Source organism: Flavivirga eckloniae (genome assembly GCF_002886045.1).
Taxonomy (GTDB): Bacteria; Bacteroidota; Bacteroidia; order Flavobacteriales; family Flavobacteriaceae; genus Flavivirga; species Flavivirga eckloniae.
This window is the reverse complement of record NZ_CP025791.1, coordinates 1,389,401-1,411,640: the sequence shown is the minus strand read 5'-3', so window position 1 is coordinate 1,411,640 and position 22,240 is coordinate 1,389,401. Positions and strand designations below refer to the sequence as shown.

The window sequence follows — 22,240 nt, the reverse complement described above, 5'->3', positions numbered from 1 at the left end:
CTATAAAAGAAATGGCGAGAAAACAAGATAAGAATACGGTAAAGAGGTTTAATAAAATCTCAATTGGTTTAGCATCACCAGAATCTATTTTGGCGGAATCTAGAGGTGAAGTTTTAAAACCAGAAACTATCAATTATCGAACTCACAAACCAGAACGAGATGGTTTGTTCTGTGAGCGTATTTTTGGTCCTGTAAAGGATTACGAATGTGCTTGTGGTAAATATAAAAGAATTCGCTACAAAGGAATCGTTTGCGATCGTTGTGGTGTAGAAGTAACAGAAAAGAAAGTACGTAGAGACAGAGTAGGGCATATTAACTTAGTTGTTCCTGTAGCTCACATCTGGTATTTCCGTTCGTTACCAAATAAAATAGGTTATTTATTAGGTTTACCATCTAAGAAATTAGATATGATTATTTACTACGAGCGTTACGTAGTAATTCAGCCTGGTAATGCCAAAAATGAAGAAGGCGAACCATTACAAAAAATGGACTTCTTAACAGAGGAGGAGTATTTAAATATTCTTGAAGAACTTCCTCAGGACAATCAATATTTAGACGATACAGACCCTAATAAGTTTCTTGCTAAAATGGGAGCAGAATGTCTTATTGAATTGTTAGCTAGAATTGATTTAGAATCATTATCATACGAATTACGTCATAAAGCAAATACAGAAACGTCTAAACAACGTAAAACTGAAGCTTTAAAACGTTTACAAGTTGTAGAATCATTACGTGAATCAAATCAAAATAGAGAAAATCGTCCAGAATGGATGATTATGAAAGTGATTCCAATTATTCCGCCAGAATTACGTCCGTTAGTGCCGTTAGATGGAGGTCGTTTTGCAACATCAGATTTAAATGATCTATACAGAAGAGTTATTATCCGTAACAACCGTCTAAAAAGATTAGTTGAGATAAAAGCTCCAGAAGTAATATTACGTAACGAAAAGCGTATGCTACAGGAATCTGTAGATTCATTATTCGATAATACACGTAAGTCTTCTGCTGTAAAAACAGATTCAAACAGACCACTTAAATCACTATCAGATTCGTTAAAAGGTAAACAAGGACGTTTCCGTCAAAATTTACTTGGTAAACGTGTTGATTACTCAGCGCGTTCGGTAATTGTTGTAGGACCAGAATTGAAATTATTCGAATGTGGTTTGCCAAAAAATATGGCTGCAGAGCTTTACAAGCCTTTTGTAATTAGAAAACTAATAGAAAGAGGTATTGTTAAGACTGTAAAATCAGCTAAGAAAATTATAGACAAAAGAGAGCCTGTGGTTTGGGATATTCTGGAAAATGTTCTTAAAGGACATCCAGTATTACTAAACCGTGCGCCTACTTTACATAGATTAGGTATACAAGCGTTCCAACCAAAATTAATTGAGGGTAAAGCAATCCAACTACACCCATTAGTATGTACTGCATTTAATGCGGATTTCGATGGGGATCAAATGGCGGTACACTTACCATTAGGACCAGAAGCTATTTTAGAATGTCAATTATTAATGTTGGCATCTCATAATATCTTGAATCCAGCTAACGGATCACCGGTAACAGTACCTTCTCAGGATATGGTACTTGGTTTATACTACATGACCAAGTTACGTAAGTCTACTCCAGAAGTACCAATTAAAGGAGAAGGTTTAACATTCTACTCATCAGAAGAAGTTGTAATTGCTTTTAACGAGAAACGCGTAGACCTAAATGCAGGTATAAAAGTAAGAACCATTGATATTAATGAAGATGGTAAATTAGCACCAACTATTGTAGAGACTACTGTAGGTCGTGTGTTATTTAACCAAAATGTGCCACAGGCAGCAGGTTATATCAATGAAGTATTGACTAAGAAATCTTTAAGAGATATTATTGGAAAAATTCTTAAAGTAACTTCTGTTCCAGAAACAGCTGATTTCTTAGACGCTATTAGAACATTAGGATTCCAGTTTGCATTCCAAGGGGGATTATCATTTAGTTTAGGTGATATCATTATTCCACCGGAAAAACAAGGAATGATCGATAAAGCTAATGGTTTAGTTGATGGTATTATGGGTAACTATAACATGGGACTTATTACCAACAACGAACGTTATAACCAGGTTATTGATATATGGACTTCAACAAATGCTGAATTGACAGAATTGTCAATGAAACGTATTAGAGAAGATCAGCAAGGATTTAACTCGGTGTTTATGATGCTTGATTCTGGAGCTCGTGGATCTAAAGAACAGATTCGTCAGCTTACAGGTATGCGTGGATTAATGGCAAAACCTAAAAAATCTAATGCAGGAGGTGGAGAGATTATTGAAAATCCAATTCTTTCTAACTTTAAAGAAGGACTTTCAATTTTAGAATACTTTATCTCTACGCATGGTGCACGTAAAGGTCTTGCAGATACCGCTCTTAAAACAGCAGATGCAGGTTACTTAACACGTCGTTTAGTTGATGTATCTCAAGATGTAATTATAAACACAGAAGATTGTGGTACATTAAGAGGTGTAGAAGTTGAGCCATTAAAGAAAAACGATGAAGTTGTAGAAACACTTGAAGAAAGAATCGTTGGACGTGTGGCTTTAAATGATGTTTACGATCCATTAACTCAAGAGTTGTTAGTGTCATCTGGTCAGTTAATAGAAGATGATATAGCGAAAGCTATTGAAGCATCTCCAATTGAAAGCTTAGAAGTACGTTCAGCATTAACATGCGAGGCCTTACAAGGAATCTGTGCTAAATGTTACGGTCGTAATCTAGCTACCGGTAAAATGGTACAGCGAGGAGAAGCCGTTGGTGTTGTTGCAGCACAGTCTATTGGAGAACCAGGAACGCAGTTAACACTTCGTACATTCCACGTAGGAGGTATTGCTGGTAACATTTCTGAAGATAATAAACTAGCTGTTAAATTTGATGGTTTAGCTGAAATAGAAGACTTAAAGACAGTTAAAGGTGAAGATGGAGAAGGAAATGAAGTTGATATTGTTATTTCAAGAACATCAGAACTTAAGCTTACAGATAAGAAAACAGGTATTGTTTTAAGTACAAATAATATTCCTTACGGATCGTACATTTATGTTAAAAACGGTCAGGAATTAAGTAAAGGAGATGTAGTATGTTCTTGGGATCCATATAACGGAGTTATTATTTCAGAATTTGCTGGTAAAGTAAAATATGAAAACATAGAACAAGGTGTTACTTATCAAGTTGAGATTGATGAACAAACAGGTTTCCAGGAAAAAGTAATTTCAGAATCTAGAAATAAGAAACTTATTCCAACACTTCATATTGAAGATGCTAAAGGAGGAACAATACGTTCGTACAACTTACCAGTAGGTGCCCACTTAATGATTGATGATGGGGAGAAAATTAAAGTTGGAAAGGTTTTAGTTAAAATACCTCGTAAATCTGCTAAAGCGGGTGATATTACGGGAGGTCTGCCTCGTGTAACAGAGTTATTCGAAGCACGTAACCCTTCTAACCCAGCTGTAGTAAGTGAAATTGATGGTGTTGTTTCTTTCGGTAAAATAAAGAGAGGTAATCGTGAGATTATTGTAGAATCTAAATTAGGAGAGATTAAAAAGTATCTTGTTAAATTATCTAATCAAATCCTAGTTCAGGAAAATGATTATGTAAAAGCAGGTATGCCACTTTCAGACGGTTCTATTACTCCAAACGATATCTTGAATATTAAAGGACCATCAGCCGTTCAACAATACTTAGTAAATGAAGTACAGGAAGTATACCGCTTACAAGGTGTGAAGATTAACGATAAGCACTTTGAAGTTGTAGTAAGACAAATGATGCGTAAAGTACGAATTATCGATTCTGGTGATACTATCTTCTTAGAAGATCAATTAGCTCATAAAGCAGATTTCATTAAAGAAAATGATGATATTTTCGGAATGAAAGTAATTGAAGACTCAGGAGATTCGACTAATCTTAAAGCGGGACAAATTATTTCGCCTCGTGAGTTAAGAGATGAAAATTCAATTTTACGAAGAGAAGATAAGAAATTAGTTGAAGCTAGAGATGCTAAACCAGCAACAGCTACTCCAATACTACAAGGTATTACGAGAGCATCACTTCAAACGAAGTCATTTATTTCTGCGGCATCGTTCCAGGAAACAACTAAAGTTCTTAACGAAGCTGCTGTAGCAGGTAAAGTTGATAATTTAGAAGGATTGAAAGAAAATGTAATTGTTGGACATAGAATTCCAGCAGGTACAGGTATGCGAAATTACTCTGATATCATTGTAGGTTCTAAAGAAGAGTTTGACGAAATGATGCAAGTAAAACAAGAATTAAATTATAATTAATTATCATTCCTGCGAAGGCAGGAACCTATAAAATAAAAGCCTTCATGTATATTAACTTGAAGGCTTTTTTTATTGTAAAAACCCTATATATGATATGGCAAACGAAAAAGAAAACCCAAAGCAAGGTCAGATTAATATTGAACTAGATGAAAAAGTAGCAGAAGGAACATATTCCAATTTGGCTATTATTAACCATTCAGTTTCAGAATTCGTTGTAGATTTTGTAAATATTATGCCCGGAATTCCAAAGAATAAGGTGAAAGCTCGAATAATATTAACTCCACAACACGCTAAACGATTGTTAAAAGCCTTAGGAGAAAATATTTCCAGATTTGAAAATGCGCATGGTGAAATAAAAGATTATGAGCAACCTCCAATTCCGCTTAATTTTGGACCAACAGGTCAAGCGTAAGTAGAAAACTACCTGAAAAGTATAAAGATCTAAAAGTTGTCTCATCGAGTGTAGTTGATATGTTGTAAAAATCAGTATATTAAAACAAATCTCAACTACACTCGAACAGACATCTAATTACTTTTTCCAGACATCCCTTTTTTAAGAAGCCTGCTTTTTCTCATTGTTTTTATGATACTTCAAAGCTCCAGATGGGCACCTATTTATCTGCTTAATAACTCTTTTTGTTTCAGTATTGTCCAGATTTACCCAAGGAATAATAGAATTACTAAATACATCAGATAGCTCTCTGGCACAAATTCCAGATAAAATACATTTGCAGGGATCGTAGGTAACAGTTATGTCGCTATTACGGAATTCTTTGGCATCAATATCCATAAGTAGGTCAATTTTTGGGTTAGTATTCTTATTTTAAATGTTGACAGTTAGAAATTCAATAATTTAACAAAATCGTCTAAATGTATAAAAATATCGACAAAATACAAAATTTTAATTTTTTATATACGAAATACACTACAATTCTAGTTGAACTCTGAAGTAAAATGGAACTTAATACTAGGATACTTTTGCTGTGTCATTTGTAATGAAAAAGGGGAGTCTGCTAAAAAAACCAGTTGATCTTGTTTGTCTTTTGCAAGAAAACGTTGTTTTACTCGAATAAAGTCTTTATACTCTTCACTTTTAGGATCTTCAGGATCAACCCAACACGCTTTATGTACATTTAAATTTTCGTAAGAACATTTTGCACCATACTCATGCTCTAACCTATATTGAATAACTTCGTATTGAAGCGCCCCAACAGTTCCTATGACCTTTCTACCATTAAGTTCCAGTGTAAATAACTGGGCCACACCTTCATCCATTAATTGATCTATACCTTTGTATAGTTGTTTAGATTTTAAAGGATCGGCATTATTAATATATCTAAAATGTTCAGGAGAAAAACTAGGTACACCCCTATAATTCAATACTTCTCCTTCCGTTAAAGTGTCTCCAATTTTAAAACTACCAGTGTCTTGTAGTCCTACAATATCCCCTGGGAATGAGATGTCTACAATTTCTTTCTTTTCGGCAAAGAATGCGTTAGGGCTGGAAAATTTCAATTTTTTATTATGCCTTACATGTAAGTATGGCGTATTACGTTTAAACTCGCCAGAAACAATTTTTATAAAAGCCAATCGATTCCTATGATTAGGATCCATATTGGCATGTATTTTAAAAACAAAACCAGAGAATTTATTTTCATCCGGTTTAACTAAACGTTCTTCACTTTCTTTAGCGCGTGGTTTCGGAGCAATTTCAACAAAACAATCTAACAATTCCCTTACACCAAAATTATTTAAAGCAGAACCAAAAAATACAGGCTGAAGATCACCATTTAAATAAGCCTCTTTGTCAAAACTTGGATAAATGCCTTCAACAAGTTCTATTTCATCCCTTAGCGTTTGTGCAGCATCGTCTCCAACAAGTGTATCCAATTCAGAAGAAGCAAGATCTTTAATTTCTATAGTTTCCTCAATGTCCTTTCTACTATCGCCACTAAATAAGTTAACATTCCTTTCCCAGATGTTGTATATACCTTTAAAATCATAGCCCATACCAATTGGAAAACTTAAAGGCGTTACCTTTAAACCTAACTTTTGTTCAATTTCATCTAAAAGATCGAAAGCATCCTTACCCTCCCTGTCCATTTTATTAATGAAAACAATCATAGGAATGTTTCGCATTCTGCAAACTTCTACCAACTTCTCTGTTTGCTCTTCAACACCCTTTGCCACGTCGATGACTACAATAACACTGTCAACAGCAGTAAGTGTTCTAAACGTATCCTCAGCAAAATCTTTATGTCCTGGCGTATCAAGAATATTAATTTTTATGCCATTATATTCAAACGCTAAAACAGATGTAGCAACAGAAATACCACGTTGCCGCTCAATTTCCATAAAATCACTAGTAGCTCCCTTTTTTATTTTATTACTTTTTACAGCACCAGCCTCTTGAATAGCACCGCCAAAGAGCAGTAATTTTTCAGTTAAGGTCGTTTTACCTGCATCTGGATGCGAAATAATACCAAAAGTTCGTCTACGTTGTATTTCCTCTAAAAAGCTCATAATTATGTTATGCAAAATGGGTTGCAAATATAATATTTATAAAATTGTTTTTACAGAAAACCTTTAGTATATGGCTTTTAATATAGAGATTAATATCAGAGAAGTATTATTAATGAATGTCTGTAAATATTGAAAGCAATCTTCGGAATAAAACAAGTTTAATTTTTGTTAAAGCTGACTAAAAACCTTACGGTCATGTCTATTTAAATTATAACTGTAATCGTTTGATTTTAAAATGTTATGGTGTGTTTTTTGAGTATTGAGAAACATCTCCATCGACGAAGTGATACTAAGCAACATTTTAAAGCAGTTAATTTACTTACTTCTATAAGTGCTTTAATTCCGATAATATTTGGTAATTAAACTTACACATCCAGTGAATAGAGAATAATCGGGCTTAAATTTAAAGATGCGCACAAAATATGTAGTGTGCTTAATCTCAAATCATCACCAAACTTAGTAGGGTTTTGCATTGTATTTTTATATTTGCAGAATATTATTAACAAATGTTAATTTTAAGACAAAAACTAATTAATCAATTTAAAATCTAATGAATAGAATGTTTTCTTTAGAATTCATTGTTTTTAAGAAATTATAACGTATCAATAAAACAAATGCTGCTTAGACTGAATAAGTTTTCTTACCTGACTGATAAGTAAATAGTTATTTGTTAAGTTTTTATATGTGGTTTTTATATTGAAAATGAGAAAACAATTAGGGGCTAATACTTGATTTATTTCAAAAATCAGATTTATTACTAGCAGGCAGTCCGCCAAGTGATTTTATCAATATTTTAAAGATATGAGAGTTTTAACATCTTAATTTAGAAGGGTATATATTACAAAATTAACAAATGTTAAACTTTTTTTTGGTTTTGTTTGTGAAAGTTTATAAATAACATATATTTGCATTTCATCGAATAAAATTGCTTTTAATCGATATTATCAAACCAAAACTTTAATAACTAATAATTGCTATTATAAAAATCTCTAACTAATACTCTCAAGAATATGACTTATTTTATCAAGCCTTCTGACCAAAGCGGAAACGATTTTTTAGATCGTCAGATCATTTACAGATCTATTTCTACTCTTACAGTTTTACTTACTAGTAAATTATCTTATTGGTATAATCATTAAACATTAGCTAGATTTTATTGCTTTTATAAATGATATATGCTTTACGCTTTTCATATACAAAAGGTCTAACCACCCTATTAACTAATTATAATTCTCAAAAATGAAAACCTCTACCCATTTTTTGTTAAAAAATAAAATAGCTTTATTTTTTAAAATCTTTGAATTAGAAAAAGAAAAATTAAAACATTCTTGTTTACTGATAGTTGCGAGCTTGTTATTTTCATTTTCTGCAACATCACAAACTAATATAAGTGGTGTAATAAATGATTATCAAGCTGTAACAGGTATAACGGCGCCAGGCTGTGGTCCTTGTGATACATCGCCAGCTTGTCTAAATGCTATTTCTGTAGCTGATGCTTCAGCCTTTGCAATTGGAGATAAAGTTTTAATTATACAAATGAAAGGTGCTACTGTAAACACTACAAATACGGCAGCAGCAGGTACAATTACCGATATAGGTAATGCTGGTAATTATGAGTTTTTTACAATATCGAATATTATAGGTAATGATATTTTCCCAAATGGAGCATTAGTAAATGCTTACGATGTAGCAGGACTTATACAGTTAGTTAGAGTGCCGAACTTTAGTAACAATGTAAATGTAAATGGTTTGGTGTCTGGTACCCCGTGGGATCCGGTTTTAGGTATTGGAGGTGTTGTAGCCATTTTTGTTGAAGATACTTTAACGCTTAATGCTGATATAGATGCTGGAGAAATGGGATATAATGGCGTTACAGTAAGTGCGAATGGTACCTTAGATAATTGTTCGGTTGATCCAGCAACGCAAATGGTTTTTCCATCTACAAATACAGTATCATCACCCAAAGGTCAAGGAATCGTTGTAGACGATCCGAGTGCTAATAGAGGTAGAGGCCCCAGAGGAAATGGTGGTGGTGGCGGTGTTGCCGGAGATTCTGGCGGAGGCGGCGGTTCTAACTACGGAGCCGGAGGTATAGGAGGTAAACGATGGTGTAATGTAGATCCGGCAGGAGCAGATGCAGGGGGACTAGGAGGTGTATCTTTAGCGTCTTTTTTAGCACAAAAAAGAGTATTCTTAGGAGGTGCTGGAGGTGCTGGATATATAACTAATTTAAACCCTGCAATAGCTACAAACGGAGGAGGTATTGTAGTAATAAGAGCAAGGCATATTGTAGGTAATAATCGTACTATTTTTGCTCAAGGAGCAGATTCAACTGCACCGGGAACAGGCATTGATGGCGGCGGCGGTGGAGGTGCTGGAGGTTCAGTTGCTTTCGATATCGAATCATATTCAGGTACAGTAAATGTTGATATATCCGGAGGAGATGGTCAGGATTTAGGTACAACAGTATTGCACGGCCCTGGTGGCGGTGGCGGTGGCGGTGTGTTTCTTCACAATTTATCAACACCACCAGCAAACATAAATATTAATCTGGCAGGAGGAATAGCAGGTGTACATCAAGCACCACAAGATACAAATACTAATGGCGCCCAAGATGGCGCTATAGGAGGTATTGTATCCTATTATAGCATAGTTGAAACTGTCGATAGAGATAATGATGGCGTTCCGGATTTTTGTGATTTAGATAGTGATGGTGATGGTATTTTAGATACAGATGAAGCTGGAGGTTCTGTGTTCGACCCAAGTGGTGATGCAGATGGAGACGGAATAGAAAATTATTTGGATGGTAGTGATCTCACACCAGGTTTTCCGGCATTTGTTGATGCCAATGGAGATGGTGTCAATGATTTATATGATAATGATGATGACGGATTTCCAGATTTTCTGGATTTAGATAGTGATAACGACGGTATATTTGATGTTATAGAAGCAGGAGGAGCCGATGGTGATGGAGACGGATTAATTGGTACAGGTGCATTAGTTGATACAGATAATGATGGTTGGTCAGATATAGCAGATTCAAACAACGGAGGTACACCTTTACCACTAACACAATCTGATGCGGATTCTATTCCGGATTTTTTAGATGTAGATAGTGATGGTGATGGTTGTTCCGATGCTGTTGAAGGATCAGGAAGCTTTGTTGTTAGTGATTTAACAAGTAGTAATAATTTAGCAGATGATGACGAGGGGAGTATAGATAGTAATGGAGTCCCTTCAAATACAGGAAGTCCTCAAGGAACTAATTCATTTGTAACTACAGCATCTACATTAGGAACGATTACAACACAACCAACTGCAAGCTCAATTTGTTTAGCAGATAATGCGACATTTACAGTTGTCGATACCGGAGATGATTTAGTTTATCAGTGGCAGGAAAGAATAGGAGCTGGAGTATGGACAAATTTATCAGATACAGGAATTTATAGCAACACAAGTACAGCAACTTTAACTTTAACAGCTCCTCCAATTGGCCATTCAGGACGAGAATATCGAGTGCTTATAACAAGTACGACTAATGGATGTAAAGATGAAACGTCTAATGAAGTAGCACTTACAATTCAGGCACCACCTGCAAGTGCAGGAACAAATGGTACATTAGTTACGTGTTCAGGTCCACCACCTACAAATGCTGAATTATTTGCAGCCTTAAACGGTAGCCCTGCAGCAGGTGGTGTATGGAGCGGACCAGTAACAAATGTTTACACTTATACTCAGGCGGCAACCAGCCCTTGTACAATAGATAATACAGCAACCGTAACCGTAATAGATAATACAACAGATACAGATGGAGATGGTGTTACAGATTGTGATGAGTTAAGCCCGCCAGATGGTGAATCGGCAACAGATCCGAATGATTTATGTGATTATGTAATAGCTGATATAACCTTAGCACAAAGCGCTGCATGGAATACGGCCGATTGTGATGGTGATGGTGTAACTAATGGAACAGAGGTAATCGATGGTACAGATTTATTTGATGATTGTTCTTATACAGCAGGATCTATTACATTAGTAGTAACTTCTACTGGAGATTGTGATGGTGATGGTGTAACAAATAATACAGAAGCTACCGATGGCACCGATCCGTTAGATAACTGTTCATTCGTATTGGCAAGTGCTACTGTAGCTCCTAACGCTGCATGGAACGCTGCTGATTGTGACGGTGACGGAGTAATCAATGGAACCGAAATAACCGATGGCACCGATCCACTGGATAATTGCTCATTCGTATTGGCAAGTGCGACTGTAGCACCAAATGCTGCATGGAATACTGCTGATTGTGACGGAGATGGCGTTATCAATGGAACAGAAGTAACCGATGGAACTAGCCCATTAGATGATTGTTCATTTATCACCGCGAGTATTACTGCAGTAGTAAGTTCAACGAGTGACTGTGATGGAGATGGTGTAACAAATAATAATGAAGCAACCGATGGTACCGACCCATTGGATAACTGTTCATTTGTATTGGCAAGTGCTACTGTAGCACCAAACTTAGCATGGAATAGTTCGGATTGTGACGGTGATGGTGTAAGTAATGGTACAGAAGTAGGAGCTGGTACTGATCCATTAGATGATTGTTCATTCAATACGGTAAGTATTATTTTCCCAGTTACTTCAACAAGTGACTGTGATGGAGACGGTGTACCAAATAATGTAGAAGATACTGATGGAACCGATCCACAAAATGGATGTTCATTTATATTAGCTAGCGTTACGTTACCAACAAGTGTGGCATGGAATAATACCGATTGCGATCGTGATGGTGTAATTAATGGAAACGAGATAGCCGATGGAACCGATCCATTAGACGGTTGTTCATTCGTACTAGCTAGCGCGACTGTAGCACCAAGTGCAGCATGGAGTGCTGGTGATTGCGATGGCGACGGCGTGATCAACGGAACGGAAATAACGGATGGCACCGATCCACTGGATAACTGTTCATTTGTATTGGCAAGTGCGACTGTAGCACCTAACGCTGCATGGAACTCGACTGACTGTGATGGAGATGGTGTGATTAATGGAACAGAAATAACGGATGGAACCGATCCACTGGATAACTGTTCATTTGTATTGGCAAGTGCGACTGTAGCACCTAACGCTGCATGGAACTCGACTGATTGTGATGGCGACGGTGTAATCAACGGAACCGAAATAACGGATGGCACCGATCCACTGGATAACTGTTCGTTCGTATTGGCAAGCGCTACCGTAGCGCCTAACGCTGCATGGAACGCTGCTGATTGTGATGGTGATGGAGTGATCAACGGAACTGAAATAACCGATGGTACTGATCCTCTAGACTCATGTTCATTTGTTCTAGCTAGTGCGACTGTAGCACCGAATGCTGCATGGAACGCTGCTGATTGTGACGGAGACGGTGTGATCAACGGAACCGAAATAACGGATGGCACCGATCCACTGGATAACTGTTCGTTCGTATTGGCAAGTGCCACTGTAGCACCGAATGCTGCATGGGACAATGCTGATTGCGATGGAGACGGTGTGATCAACGGAACTGAAATAACCGATGGCACCGATCCACTGGATAACTGTTCATTTGTATTGGCAAGTGCGACTGTAGCACCTAACGCTGCATGGAACGCTGCTGATTGTGATGGAGATGGAGTGATCAACGGAACAGAAATAACAGATGGAACCGACCCACTGGATAACTGTTCATTTGTATTGGCAAGTGCCACTGTAGCACCGAATGCTACATGGAACTCGGCTGACTGTGATGGAGATGGCGTGATCAACGGAACCGAAATAACCGACGGTACGGATCCATTGGATAACTGTTCATTTGTATTGGCAAGTGCGACTGTAGTACCAAATGCTGCATGGAACTCAGCTGACTGTGATGGAGATGGTGTGATCAACGGAACCGAAATAACCGATGGCACTGATCCATTGGATAACTGTTCATTTGTATTGGCAAGTGCGACTGTAGCACCTAACGCTGCATGGAACGCTGCTGATTGTGATGGAGATGGAGTAATAAACGGAACAGAAATAACAGATGGAACCGACCCACTGGATAACTGTTCATTTGTATTGGCAAGTGCCACTGTAGCACCGAATGCTGCATGGAACTCAGCTGATTGTGACGGGGATGGTGTGATCAACGGAACCGAAATAACCGACGGCACCGATCCACTGGATAACTGTTCGTTCGTATTGGCAAGTGCCACTGTAGCACCGAATGCTGCATGGAACTCGGCTGACTGTGATGGAGATGGCGTGATCAACGGAACCGAAATAACCGACGGCACCGATCCATTGAATAGCTGTTCATTTGTTCTAGCTAGCGCTACTGTAGCACCGAATGCTGCATGGAACTCAGCTGACTGTGATGGAGATGGTGTGATCAATGGAACCGAAATAACCGATGGCACCGATCCACTGGATAACTGTTCGTTTGTATTGGCCAGTGCCACTGTAGCACCGAATGCAGCATGGAATGCTGCAGATTGTGATGGAGATGGTGTGATCAACGGAACAGAAATAACGGACGGCACCGATCCATTGGATAACTGTTCATTTGTATTGGCAAATGCCACTGTAGCACCGAATGCTGCGTGGAACTCGGCTGATTGTGATGGCGACGGTGTGATCAACGGAACCGAAATAACAGATGGTACAGACCCATTGGATAACTGTTCATTTATATTGGCAAGTGCGACTGTAGCACCAAATGCTGCATGGAACTCGGCTGACTGTGATGGAGATGGTGTGATCAACGGAACAGAAATAACAGATGGCACCGATCCACTGGATAACTGTTCGTTTGTATTGGCAAGCGCCACTGTAGCACCAAATGCTGCATGGAACGCTGCAGATTGTGATGGAGATGGCGTGATCAACGGAACTGAAATAACCGACGGAACCGATCCACTGGATAACTGTTCGTTTGTATTGGCAAGTGCCACTGTAGCACCAAATGCTGCATGGAACTCAGCTGACTGTGACGGAGACGGTGTAATCAACGGAACTGAAATAACAGATGGTACAGACCCATTGGATAACTGTTCATTTATATTGGCAAGTGCGACTGTAGCACCAAATGTTGCATGGAACGCCGCAGATTGTGATGGAGATGGCGTGATCAATGGAACTGAAATAACCGACGGAACTGATCCACTAGACTCATGTTCGTTCGTATTGGCAAGTGCCACTGTAGCACCGAATGCTGCCTGGGACAATGCTGATTGTGATGGCGACGGTGTAATCAACGGAACCGAAATAACGGATGGCACCGATCCACTGGATAACTGTTCGTTCGTATTGGCAAGCGCTACCGTAGCGCCTAACGCTGCATGGAACGCTGCTGATTGTGATGGTGATGGAGTGATCAACGGAACTGAAATAACCGATGGTACTGATCCTCTAGACTCATGTTCATTTGTTCTAGCTAGTGCGACTGTAGCACCGAATGCTGCATGGAACGCTGCTGATTGTGACGGAGACGGTGTGATCAACGGAACCGAAATAACGGATGGCACCGATCCACTGGATAACTGTTCGTTCGTATTGGCAAGTGCCACTGTAGCACCGAATGCTGCATGGAACTCAGCTGACTGTGATGGAGATGGTGTAATAAACGGCACAGAAATAACCGACGGAACCGATCCACTGGATAACTGTTCGTTTGTATTGGCAAGCGCCACTGTAGCACCGAATGCTGCCTGGGACAATGCTGATTGCGATGGAGACGGTGTGATCAACGGAACTGAAATAACCGATGGCACCGATCCACTGGATAACTGTTCATTTGTATTGGCAAGTGCGACTGTAGCACCTAACGCTGCATGGAACGCTGCTGACTGTGATGGAGATGGCGTGATCAACGGAACCGAAATAACCGACGGCACGGATCCATTGGATAACTGTTCATTTGTATTGGCAAGTGCGACTGTAGTACCAAATGCTGCATGGAACTCAGCTGACTGTGATGGAGATGGTGTGATCAACGGAACCGAAATAACCGATGGCACTGATCCATTGGATAACTGTTCATTTGTATTGGCAAGTGCGACTGTAGTACCAAATGCTGCATGGAACTCAGCTGACTGTGATGGAGATGGTGTGATCAACGGAACCGAAATAACCGATGGCACCGATCCACTGGATAACTGTTCGTTCGTATTGGCAAGTGCCACTGTAGCACCGAATGCTGCATGGAACTCGGCTGACTGTGATGGAGATGGCGTGATCAACGGAACCGAAATAACCGACGGCACCGATCCACTGGATAACTGTTCGTTTGTATTGGCAAGTGCTACTGTAGCACCTAATGCTGCCTGGAACTCAGCTGATTGTGACGGGGATGGTGTGATCAATGGTACAGAAATAACTGACGGCACTGATCCACTAGACTCATGTTCATTTGTTCTAGCTAGTGCGACTGTAGCCCCGAATGCTGCATGGAACAATGCTGATTGTGATGGAGATGGGGTAATAAACGGAACTGAAATAACCGACGGAACTGATCCACTAGACTCATGTTCGTTCGTATTGGCAAGTGCCACTGTAGCACCGAATGCTGCCTGGGACAATGCTGATTGTGATGGCGACGGTGTAATCAACGGAACCGAAATAACGGATGGCACCGATCCACTGGATAACTGTTCGTTCGTATTGGCAAGCGCTACCGTAGCGCCTAACGCTGCATGGAACGCTGCTGATTGTGATGGTGATGGAGTGATCAACGGAACTGAAATAACCGATGGTACTGATCCTCTAGACTCATGTTCATTTGTTCTAGCTAGTGCGACTGTAGCACCGAATGCTGCATGGAACGCTGCTGATTGTGACGGAGACGGTGTGATCAACGGAACCGAAATAACGGATGGCACCGATCCACTGGATAACTGTTCGTTCGTATTGGCAAGTGCCACTGTAGCACCGAATGCTGCATGGGACAATGCTGATTGCGATGGAGACGGTGTGATCAACGGAACTGAAATAACCGATGGCACCGATCCATTGAATAGCTGTTCATTTGTTCTAGCTAGCGCTACTGTAGCACCGAATGCTGCATGGAACTCAGCTGACTGTGACGGGGATGGTGTGATCAACGGAACTGAAATAACCGACGGCACCGATCCACTGGATAACTGTTCATTTATATTGGCAAGCGCCACTGTAGCACCAAATGCTGCATGGAACGCCGCAGATTGTGATGGAGATGGAGTAATAAACGGAACCGAAATAACGGATGGCACCGATCCACTGGATAACTGTTCGTTTGTATTGGCAAGTGCTACTGTAGCACCTAATGCTGCCTGGAACGCTGCTGATTGTGACGGGGATGGTGTGATCAACGGAACCGAAATAACCGACGGCACCGATCCACTGGATAACTGTTCGTTTGTATTGGCAAGTGCCACTGTAGCACCGAATGCTGCATGGAACAATGCTGATTGTGATGGAGATGGGGTAATAAACGGAACCGAAATAATAGACGGAACTGATCCATTGGATAACTGTTCGTTTGTATTGGCAAGTGCGACTGTAGCACCGAATGCTGCATGGAACTCAGCTGACTGTGATGGAGATGGCGTGATCAATGGAACAGAAATAACCGACGGCACCGACCCACTGGATAACTGTTCGTTCGTATTGGCAAGTGCCACTGTAGCACCGAATGCTGCATGGAATGCTACTGATTGTGACGGAGACGGTGTAATAAATGGAACCGAAATAACCGACGGAACAGACCCACTGGATAACTGTTCATTTATATTGGCAAGTGCGACTGTAGCGCCTAACGCTGCATGGAACTCAGCTGATTGTGACGGGGATGGTGTGATCAACGGAACCGAAATAACCGACGGCACCGATCCATTGAATAGCTGTTCATTTGTTCTAGCTAGCGCTACTGTAGCACCGAATGCTGCATGGAACTCAGCTGACTGTGATGGAGATGGTGTGATCAACGGAACCGAAATAACCGATGGAACCGATCCGCTGGATAATTGTTCATTTGTATTGGCAAGCGCCACTGTAGCACCAAATGCTGCATGGAACTCAGCTGACTGTGATGGAGATGGAGTAATAAACGGAACCGAAATAACCGATGGCACCGATCCACTGGATAACTGTTCGTTTGTATTGGCAAGTGCTACTGTAGCACCTAATGCTGCCTGGAACGCCACAGATTGTGATGGAGATGGAGTAATAAACGGAACCGAAATAACGGATGGCACCGATCCACTGGATAACTGTTCGTTTGTATTGGCAAGTGCTACTGTAGCACCTAATGCTGCCTGGAACGCTGCTGATTGTGACGGGGATGGTGTGATCAATGGTACAGAAATAACCGACGGCACTGATCCACTAGACTCATGTTCATTTGTTCTAGCTAGTGCGACTGTAGCCCCGAATGCTGCATGGAACAATGCTGATTGTGATGGAGATGGGGTAATAAACGGAACCGAAATAATAGACGGAACTGATCCATTGGATAACTGTTCATTTGTATTGGCAAGTGCGACTGTAGCCCCGAATGCTGCATGGAACACTGCTGATTGTGATGGAGATGGAGTAATAAACGGCACTGAAATAACGGATGGCACTGATCCACTGGATAACTGTTCGTTTATATTGGCAAGTGCGACTGTAGCACCGAATGCTGCATGGAACGCCACAGATTGTGATGGAGATGGAGTAATAAACGGAACCGAAATAACAGATGGAACCGACCCATTGGATAACTGTTCGTTCGTATTGGCAAGTGCCACTGTAGCACCGAATGCTGCATGGAACGCTGCTGATTGTGATGGTGACGGTGTGATCAATGGTACAGAAATAACAGACGGCACCGATCCACTGGATAACTGTTCATTTGTTCTAGCTAGTGCGACTGTAGCACCTAATGCTGCATGGAACTCAGCTGACTGTGACGGAGATGGTGTGATCAACGGAACAGAAATAACGGACGGCACCGATCCATTAGACTCATGTTCATTTGTTCTAGCTAGTGCGACTGTAGCACCAAATGCTGCCTGGAACACTGCTGATTGTGATGGAGATGGAGTAATAAACGGCACTGAAATAACGGATGGCACCGATCCACTGGATAACTGTTCGTTTGTATTGGCAAGTGCTACTGTAGCACCTAATGCTGCCTGGAACGCTGCTGATTGTGATGGAGACGGTGTGATCAATGGTACAGAAATGACTGACGGCACTGATCCACTAGACTCATGTTCATTTGTTCTAGCTAGTGCGACTGTAGCTCCGAATGCTGCATGGAACAATGCTGATTGTGACGGAGACGGTGTGATCAACGGAACTGAAATAACCGACGGCACCGATCCACTGGATAGCTGTTCGTTTGTATTGGCAAGTGCGACTGTAGTACCGAATGCTGCATGGAACTCAGCTGATTGTGATGGAGATGGCGTGATCAATGGAACTGAAATAACCGATGGCACCGACCCACTGGATAACTGTTCATTTGTATTGGCAAGTGCCACTGTGGCACCAAATGCTGCATGGAACTCAGCTGATTGTGACGGAGACGGTGTAATCAACGGAACAGAAATAACCGACGGCACCGACCCGCTGGATAATTGTTCGTTCGTATTGGCAAGTGCTACCGTAGCACCGAATGCTGCATGGAACTCAGCTGACTGTGACGGAGACGGTGTAATCAACGGAACCGAAATAACGGATGGTACAGACCCATTGGATAACTGTTCGTTTGTATTGGCAAGTGCTACTGTAGCACCAAATGCAGCATGGAACGCTGCTGATTGTGACGGAGACGGTGTGATCAACGGAACAGAAATAACCGACGGAACAGACCCACTGGATAACTGTTCGTTTGTATTGGCAAGTGCGACTGTAGCACCGAATGCTGCATGGAACGCTGCTGATTGCGATGGCGACGGTGTAATCAACGGAACAGAAATAACCGATGGCACCGATCCACTGGATAACTGTTCATTTGTTCTAGCTAGCGCCACTGTAGCACCAAATGCTGCATGGAACGCTGCAGATTGTGATGGCGACGGTGTGATCAACGGCACTGAAATAACGGATGGCACTGATCCATTGGATAACTGTTCGTTCATATTGGCTAGTGCCACTGTAGCACCGAATGCTGCATGGAACGCCGCAGATTGTGATGGAGATGGAGTAATCAACGGAACTGAAATAACGGATGGCACCGATCCACTAGACTCATGTTCATTTGTCCTAGCTAGCACCACTGTAGCACCGAATGCAGCATGGAACGCTGCTGACTGTGATGGAGACGGTGTGATCAATGGAACTGAAATAACGGATGGCACCGATCCATTGGATAACTGTTCGTTCGTATTGGCAAGTGCCACTGTAGCACCAAATGCTGCCTGGGACAATGCTGATTGTGATGGCGACGGTGTGATCAATGGAACCGAAATAACAGATGGCACCGATCCACTGGATAATTGTTCGTTCGTATTGGCAAGTGCTACTGTAGCACCGAATGCTGCATGGAATGCTGCTGATTGTGACGGAGATGGTGTAACTAACGGAACAGAAGTAACCGATGGAACAGACCCACTGGATAACTGTTCATTTGTATTGGCAAATGCGACTGTAGCACCGAATGCTGTATGGAACGCTGCAGATTGTGATGGAGATGGAGTAATAAATGGAACAGAAGTAACCGATGGCACCGATCCACAAGACTCATGTTCTTTCGTACTGGCAAGCGCTACCATTGCGCCTAATGCTGCATGGAATGCTGCTGACTGTGATGGAGATGGTGTAACTAATGGAACAGAAGTAACCGATGGCACCGATCCATTAGATGACTGTTCGTTCAACACGGCAAGTATTACTGTAGTAGTAAGTTCAACAAGTGACTGTGATGGTGATGGTGTGCCGAATAATGTAGAAGATACAGATGGTACAGACCCGCAAGATCCATGTTCATTCATATTAGCTAGCGCGACAGTAGCACCAAGCGCTGTGTGGAATGCTGCTGACTGTGATGGAGATGGTGTAACCAACGGTACGGAAGTAACCGATGGCACCGATCCATTAGATGACTGTTCGTTCAATACGGCAAGTATCACGGTAGCGGTAAGCTCAACAAGTGACTGTGATGGAGACGGTGTACCGAATAATATAGAAGATACTGATGGTACCGATCCTCAGGACCCATGTTCATTCATACTAGCAAGTGCCACAGTAGCACCAAGTGCTGCATGGAACGCTGCCGATTGTGATGGAGATGGTGTAACCAATGGAACAGAAGTAACCGATGGCACCGATCCATTAGATGACTGTTCGTTCAACACAGGAAGTATCACTGTTGTGGTAAGCTCAACAAGTGATTGTGATGGTGACGGTGTGCCAAATAATGTAGAAGATACAGATGGTACAGACCCACAAGATCCATGTTCGTTCATATTAGCTAGCGCGACAGTAGCACCAAGTGCTGTGTGGAATGCTGCTGACTGTGATGGAGATGGTGTAACCAACGGTACAGAAGTAACCGATGGCACCGATCCATTAGATGACTGTTCGTTCAATACGGCAAGTATCACTGTAGCGGTAAGCTCAACAAGTGACTGTGATGGAGACGGTGTACCGAATAATATAGAAGATACTGATGGTACCGATCCTCAGGATCCATGTTCATTCATACTGGCAAGTGCCACAGTAGCACCAAGTGCTGCATGGAACGCTGCCGATTGTGATGGGGATGGTGTAACCAATGGAACAGAAGTAACCGATGGAACAGACCCATTAGATGACTGCTCGTTCAACACAGGAAGTATCACTGTTATGGTAAGCTCGATAGCGGACTGTGACGGAGATGGTGTACCGAATAATATAGAAGATACTGATGGAACAGACCCACAAGACCCATGTTCATTTGTTTTAGCTAGCGCGACAGTAGCACCAAATGCTGCATGGAACGCTGCTGATTGTGATGGAGATGGTGTAACTAATGGAACAGAAGTAGCAGATGGCACTGATCCATTAGATGATTGTTCATTCGTATTGGCAAATGCTACACTAGCACCAAGTGCTATATGGAATGCTGCCGATTGTGATGGTGATGGTGTAACTAACGGTACGGAAGTAACCGATGGCACCGATCCATTAGATGACTGTTCGTTCAATACGACAAGTATCACTTTAACAGTAACAGCTACTGCCGATTGTGATGGTGATGGTGTTCCGAATGATGTAGAAGGTATAGATGGAACCGATCCGCAAGATCCATGTTCATTCGTATTGGCAAGTGCTACACTAGCACCAAGTGCTGTATGGAATGCTGCCGATTGTGATGGAGATGGTGTAACTAACGGAACAGAAGTAACCGATGGAACTGACCCATTAGATGATTGTTCGTTTAATACTGCAAGTATTACTGTAACAGTGAGTTCAACAAGCGACTGTGATGGTGACGGTGTGCCAAATGATGTAGAGTCAACAGATGGAACTGATCCGCAAGATCCATGTTCATTTGTACTAGCAAGTGCCACAGTAGCACCAAGTGCTGCATGGAATGCTGCCGACTGTGATGGTGATGGTGTAACCAATGGTGATGAGGTAAGTCCTCCAGATGGAGAAGTACCAACAGATGTATTAGCACCATGTTCTTATAGAACTTCCGATATAACCTTAACAGTAACTACAACAGTTAGCTGTATTGGTGGACTTGAAGTAACAAAAACAGCAGATGATTTTGGTACAGATTTAGGAGATACTATTGATTACACTATTCTAGTAGAGAACACAGGAAATGTAACCTTAACAGGTATAACATTGGTAGATACATTTACGGATATAAATGGTAACCCATTAGTATTAACACAAGACCCTGTTTTCGATGGTGCTGATTTAGGTAGCTCGGAAGGTACTTTATTAGCCGGAGAAATTGCTACATATACTGCTTCATTTGAGATTACACAACAAGCTATAAACGCAGGAGGTATTTCAAATAGTGTGGTAGCATCAGGAACGACACCTAGTTTTGAAACTATTACGGATACAAGTGATGATGGTGATGATGTAGATGGAAACACTGAAGATGACCCTACAGAAACAGAATTAGGTTGTTTAATAGTTATTAACGAATTCTCGCCAAATGGAGATGGTGTTAACGAGCTTCTAGTTATTAACTGTATACAAAATTACCCTAATAATAGTTTAGAGATTTATAACCGTTGGGGTAACATAGTATATAAGAAGCAAGGTTATAACAATGAGTTTGATGGTATATCAAATGGAAGATCTACCATAAATGGTACAGAAAAACTACCAGTAGGAACATATTACTATGTGTTAGATCTGGGAGATGGTTCTAAGCCAAAAGTGGGATGGTTATACATTAATAGATAGAATAGTGAACAAACAACTAAAGAAAT

The 22,240-nt window shown here is 40.9% G+C and carries 5 protein-coding genes; 3 read left to right on the top strand and 2 right to left on the bottom strand.

The features are described 5' to 3' along the window. The first annotated feature begins 11 nt into the window (after positions 1 to 11). Entirely contained in the window at positions 12 to 4,313 is a 4,302-nt protein-coding gene (gene rpoC, locus C1H87_RS05795; protein WP_102754912.1) for a DNA-directed RNA polymerase subunit beta', read from the top strand. A gap of 94 nt (positions 4,314 to 4,407) precedes the next feature. Then, positions 4,408 to 4,725, top strand: coding sequence for a DUF3467 domain-containing protein (locus C1H87_RS05790; RefSeq protein ID WP_102754911.1), 318 nt, complete (start codon positions 4,408 to 4,410; stop codon positions 4,723 to 4,725). A gap of 141 nt (positions 4,726 to 4,866) precedes the next feature. On the opposite strand, the gene C1H87_RS05785 is transcribed toward C1H87_RS05790, so the two are convergent. Beyond that, entirely contained in the window at positions 4,867 to 5,103 is a 237-nt protein-coding gene (locus C1H87_RS05785; protein ID WP_102754910.1) for a (4Fe-4S)-binding protein, read from the bottom strand. A 143-nt stretch (positions 5,104 to 5,246) separates the two neighbouring features. Further along, entirely contained in the window at positions 5,247 to 6,836 is a 1,590-nt protein-coding gene (locus C1H87_RS05780; RefSeq protein WP_102754909.1) for a peptide chain release factor 3, read from the bottom strand. A 1,239-nt stretch (positions 6,837 to 8,075) separates the two neighbouring features. Here C1H87_RS05780 and C1H87_RS05775 point away from each other — a divergent pair. Next, positions 8,076 to 22,214, top strand: a complete 14,139-nt coding sequence (locus tag C1H87_RS05775; protein ID WP_102754908.1) for a T9SS type B sorting domain-containing protein — start codon at positions 8,076 to 8,078, stop codon at positions 22,212 to 22,214. Positions 22,215 to 22,240: the final 26 nt, after the last annotated feature.

What these genes read in the sequence shown, in the direction of transcription:
- C1H87_RS05790 (WP_102754911.1), top strand. Translation starts at nt 4,408, where the DNA reads ATGGCAAACGAAAAAGAAAACCCAAAGCAAGGTCAGATTAATATTGAA.
- C1H87_RS05780 (WP_102754909.1), bottom strand. Translation starts at nt 6,836, where the DNA reads ATGAGCTTTTTAGAGGAAATACAACGTAGACGAACTTTTGGTATTATT.
- C1H87_RS05775 (WP_102754908.1), top strand. Translation starts at nt 8,076, where the DNA reads ATGAAAACCTCTACCCATTTTTTGTTAAAAAATAAAATAGCTTTATTT.
- rpoC (WP_102754912.1), top strand. Translation starts at nt 12, where the DNA reads ATGGCGAGAAAACAAGATAAGAATACGGTAAAGAGGTTTAATAAAATC.
- C1H87_RS05785 (WP_102754910.1), bottom strand. Translation starts at nt 5,103, where the DNA reads ATGGATATTGATGCCAAAGAATTCCGTAATAGCGACATAACTGTTACC.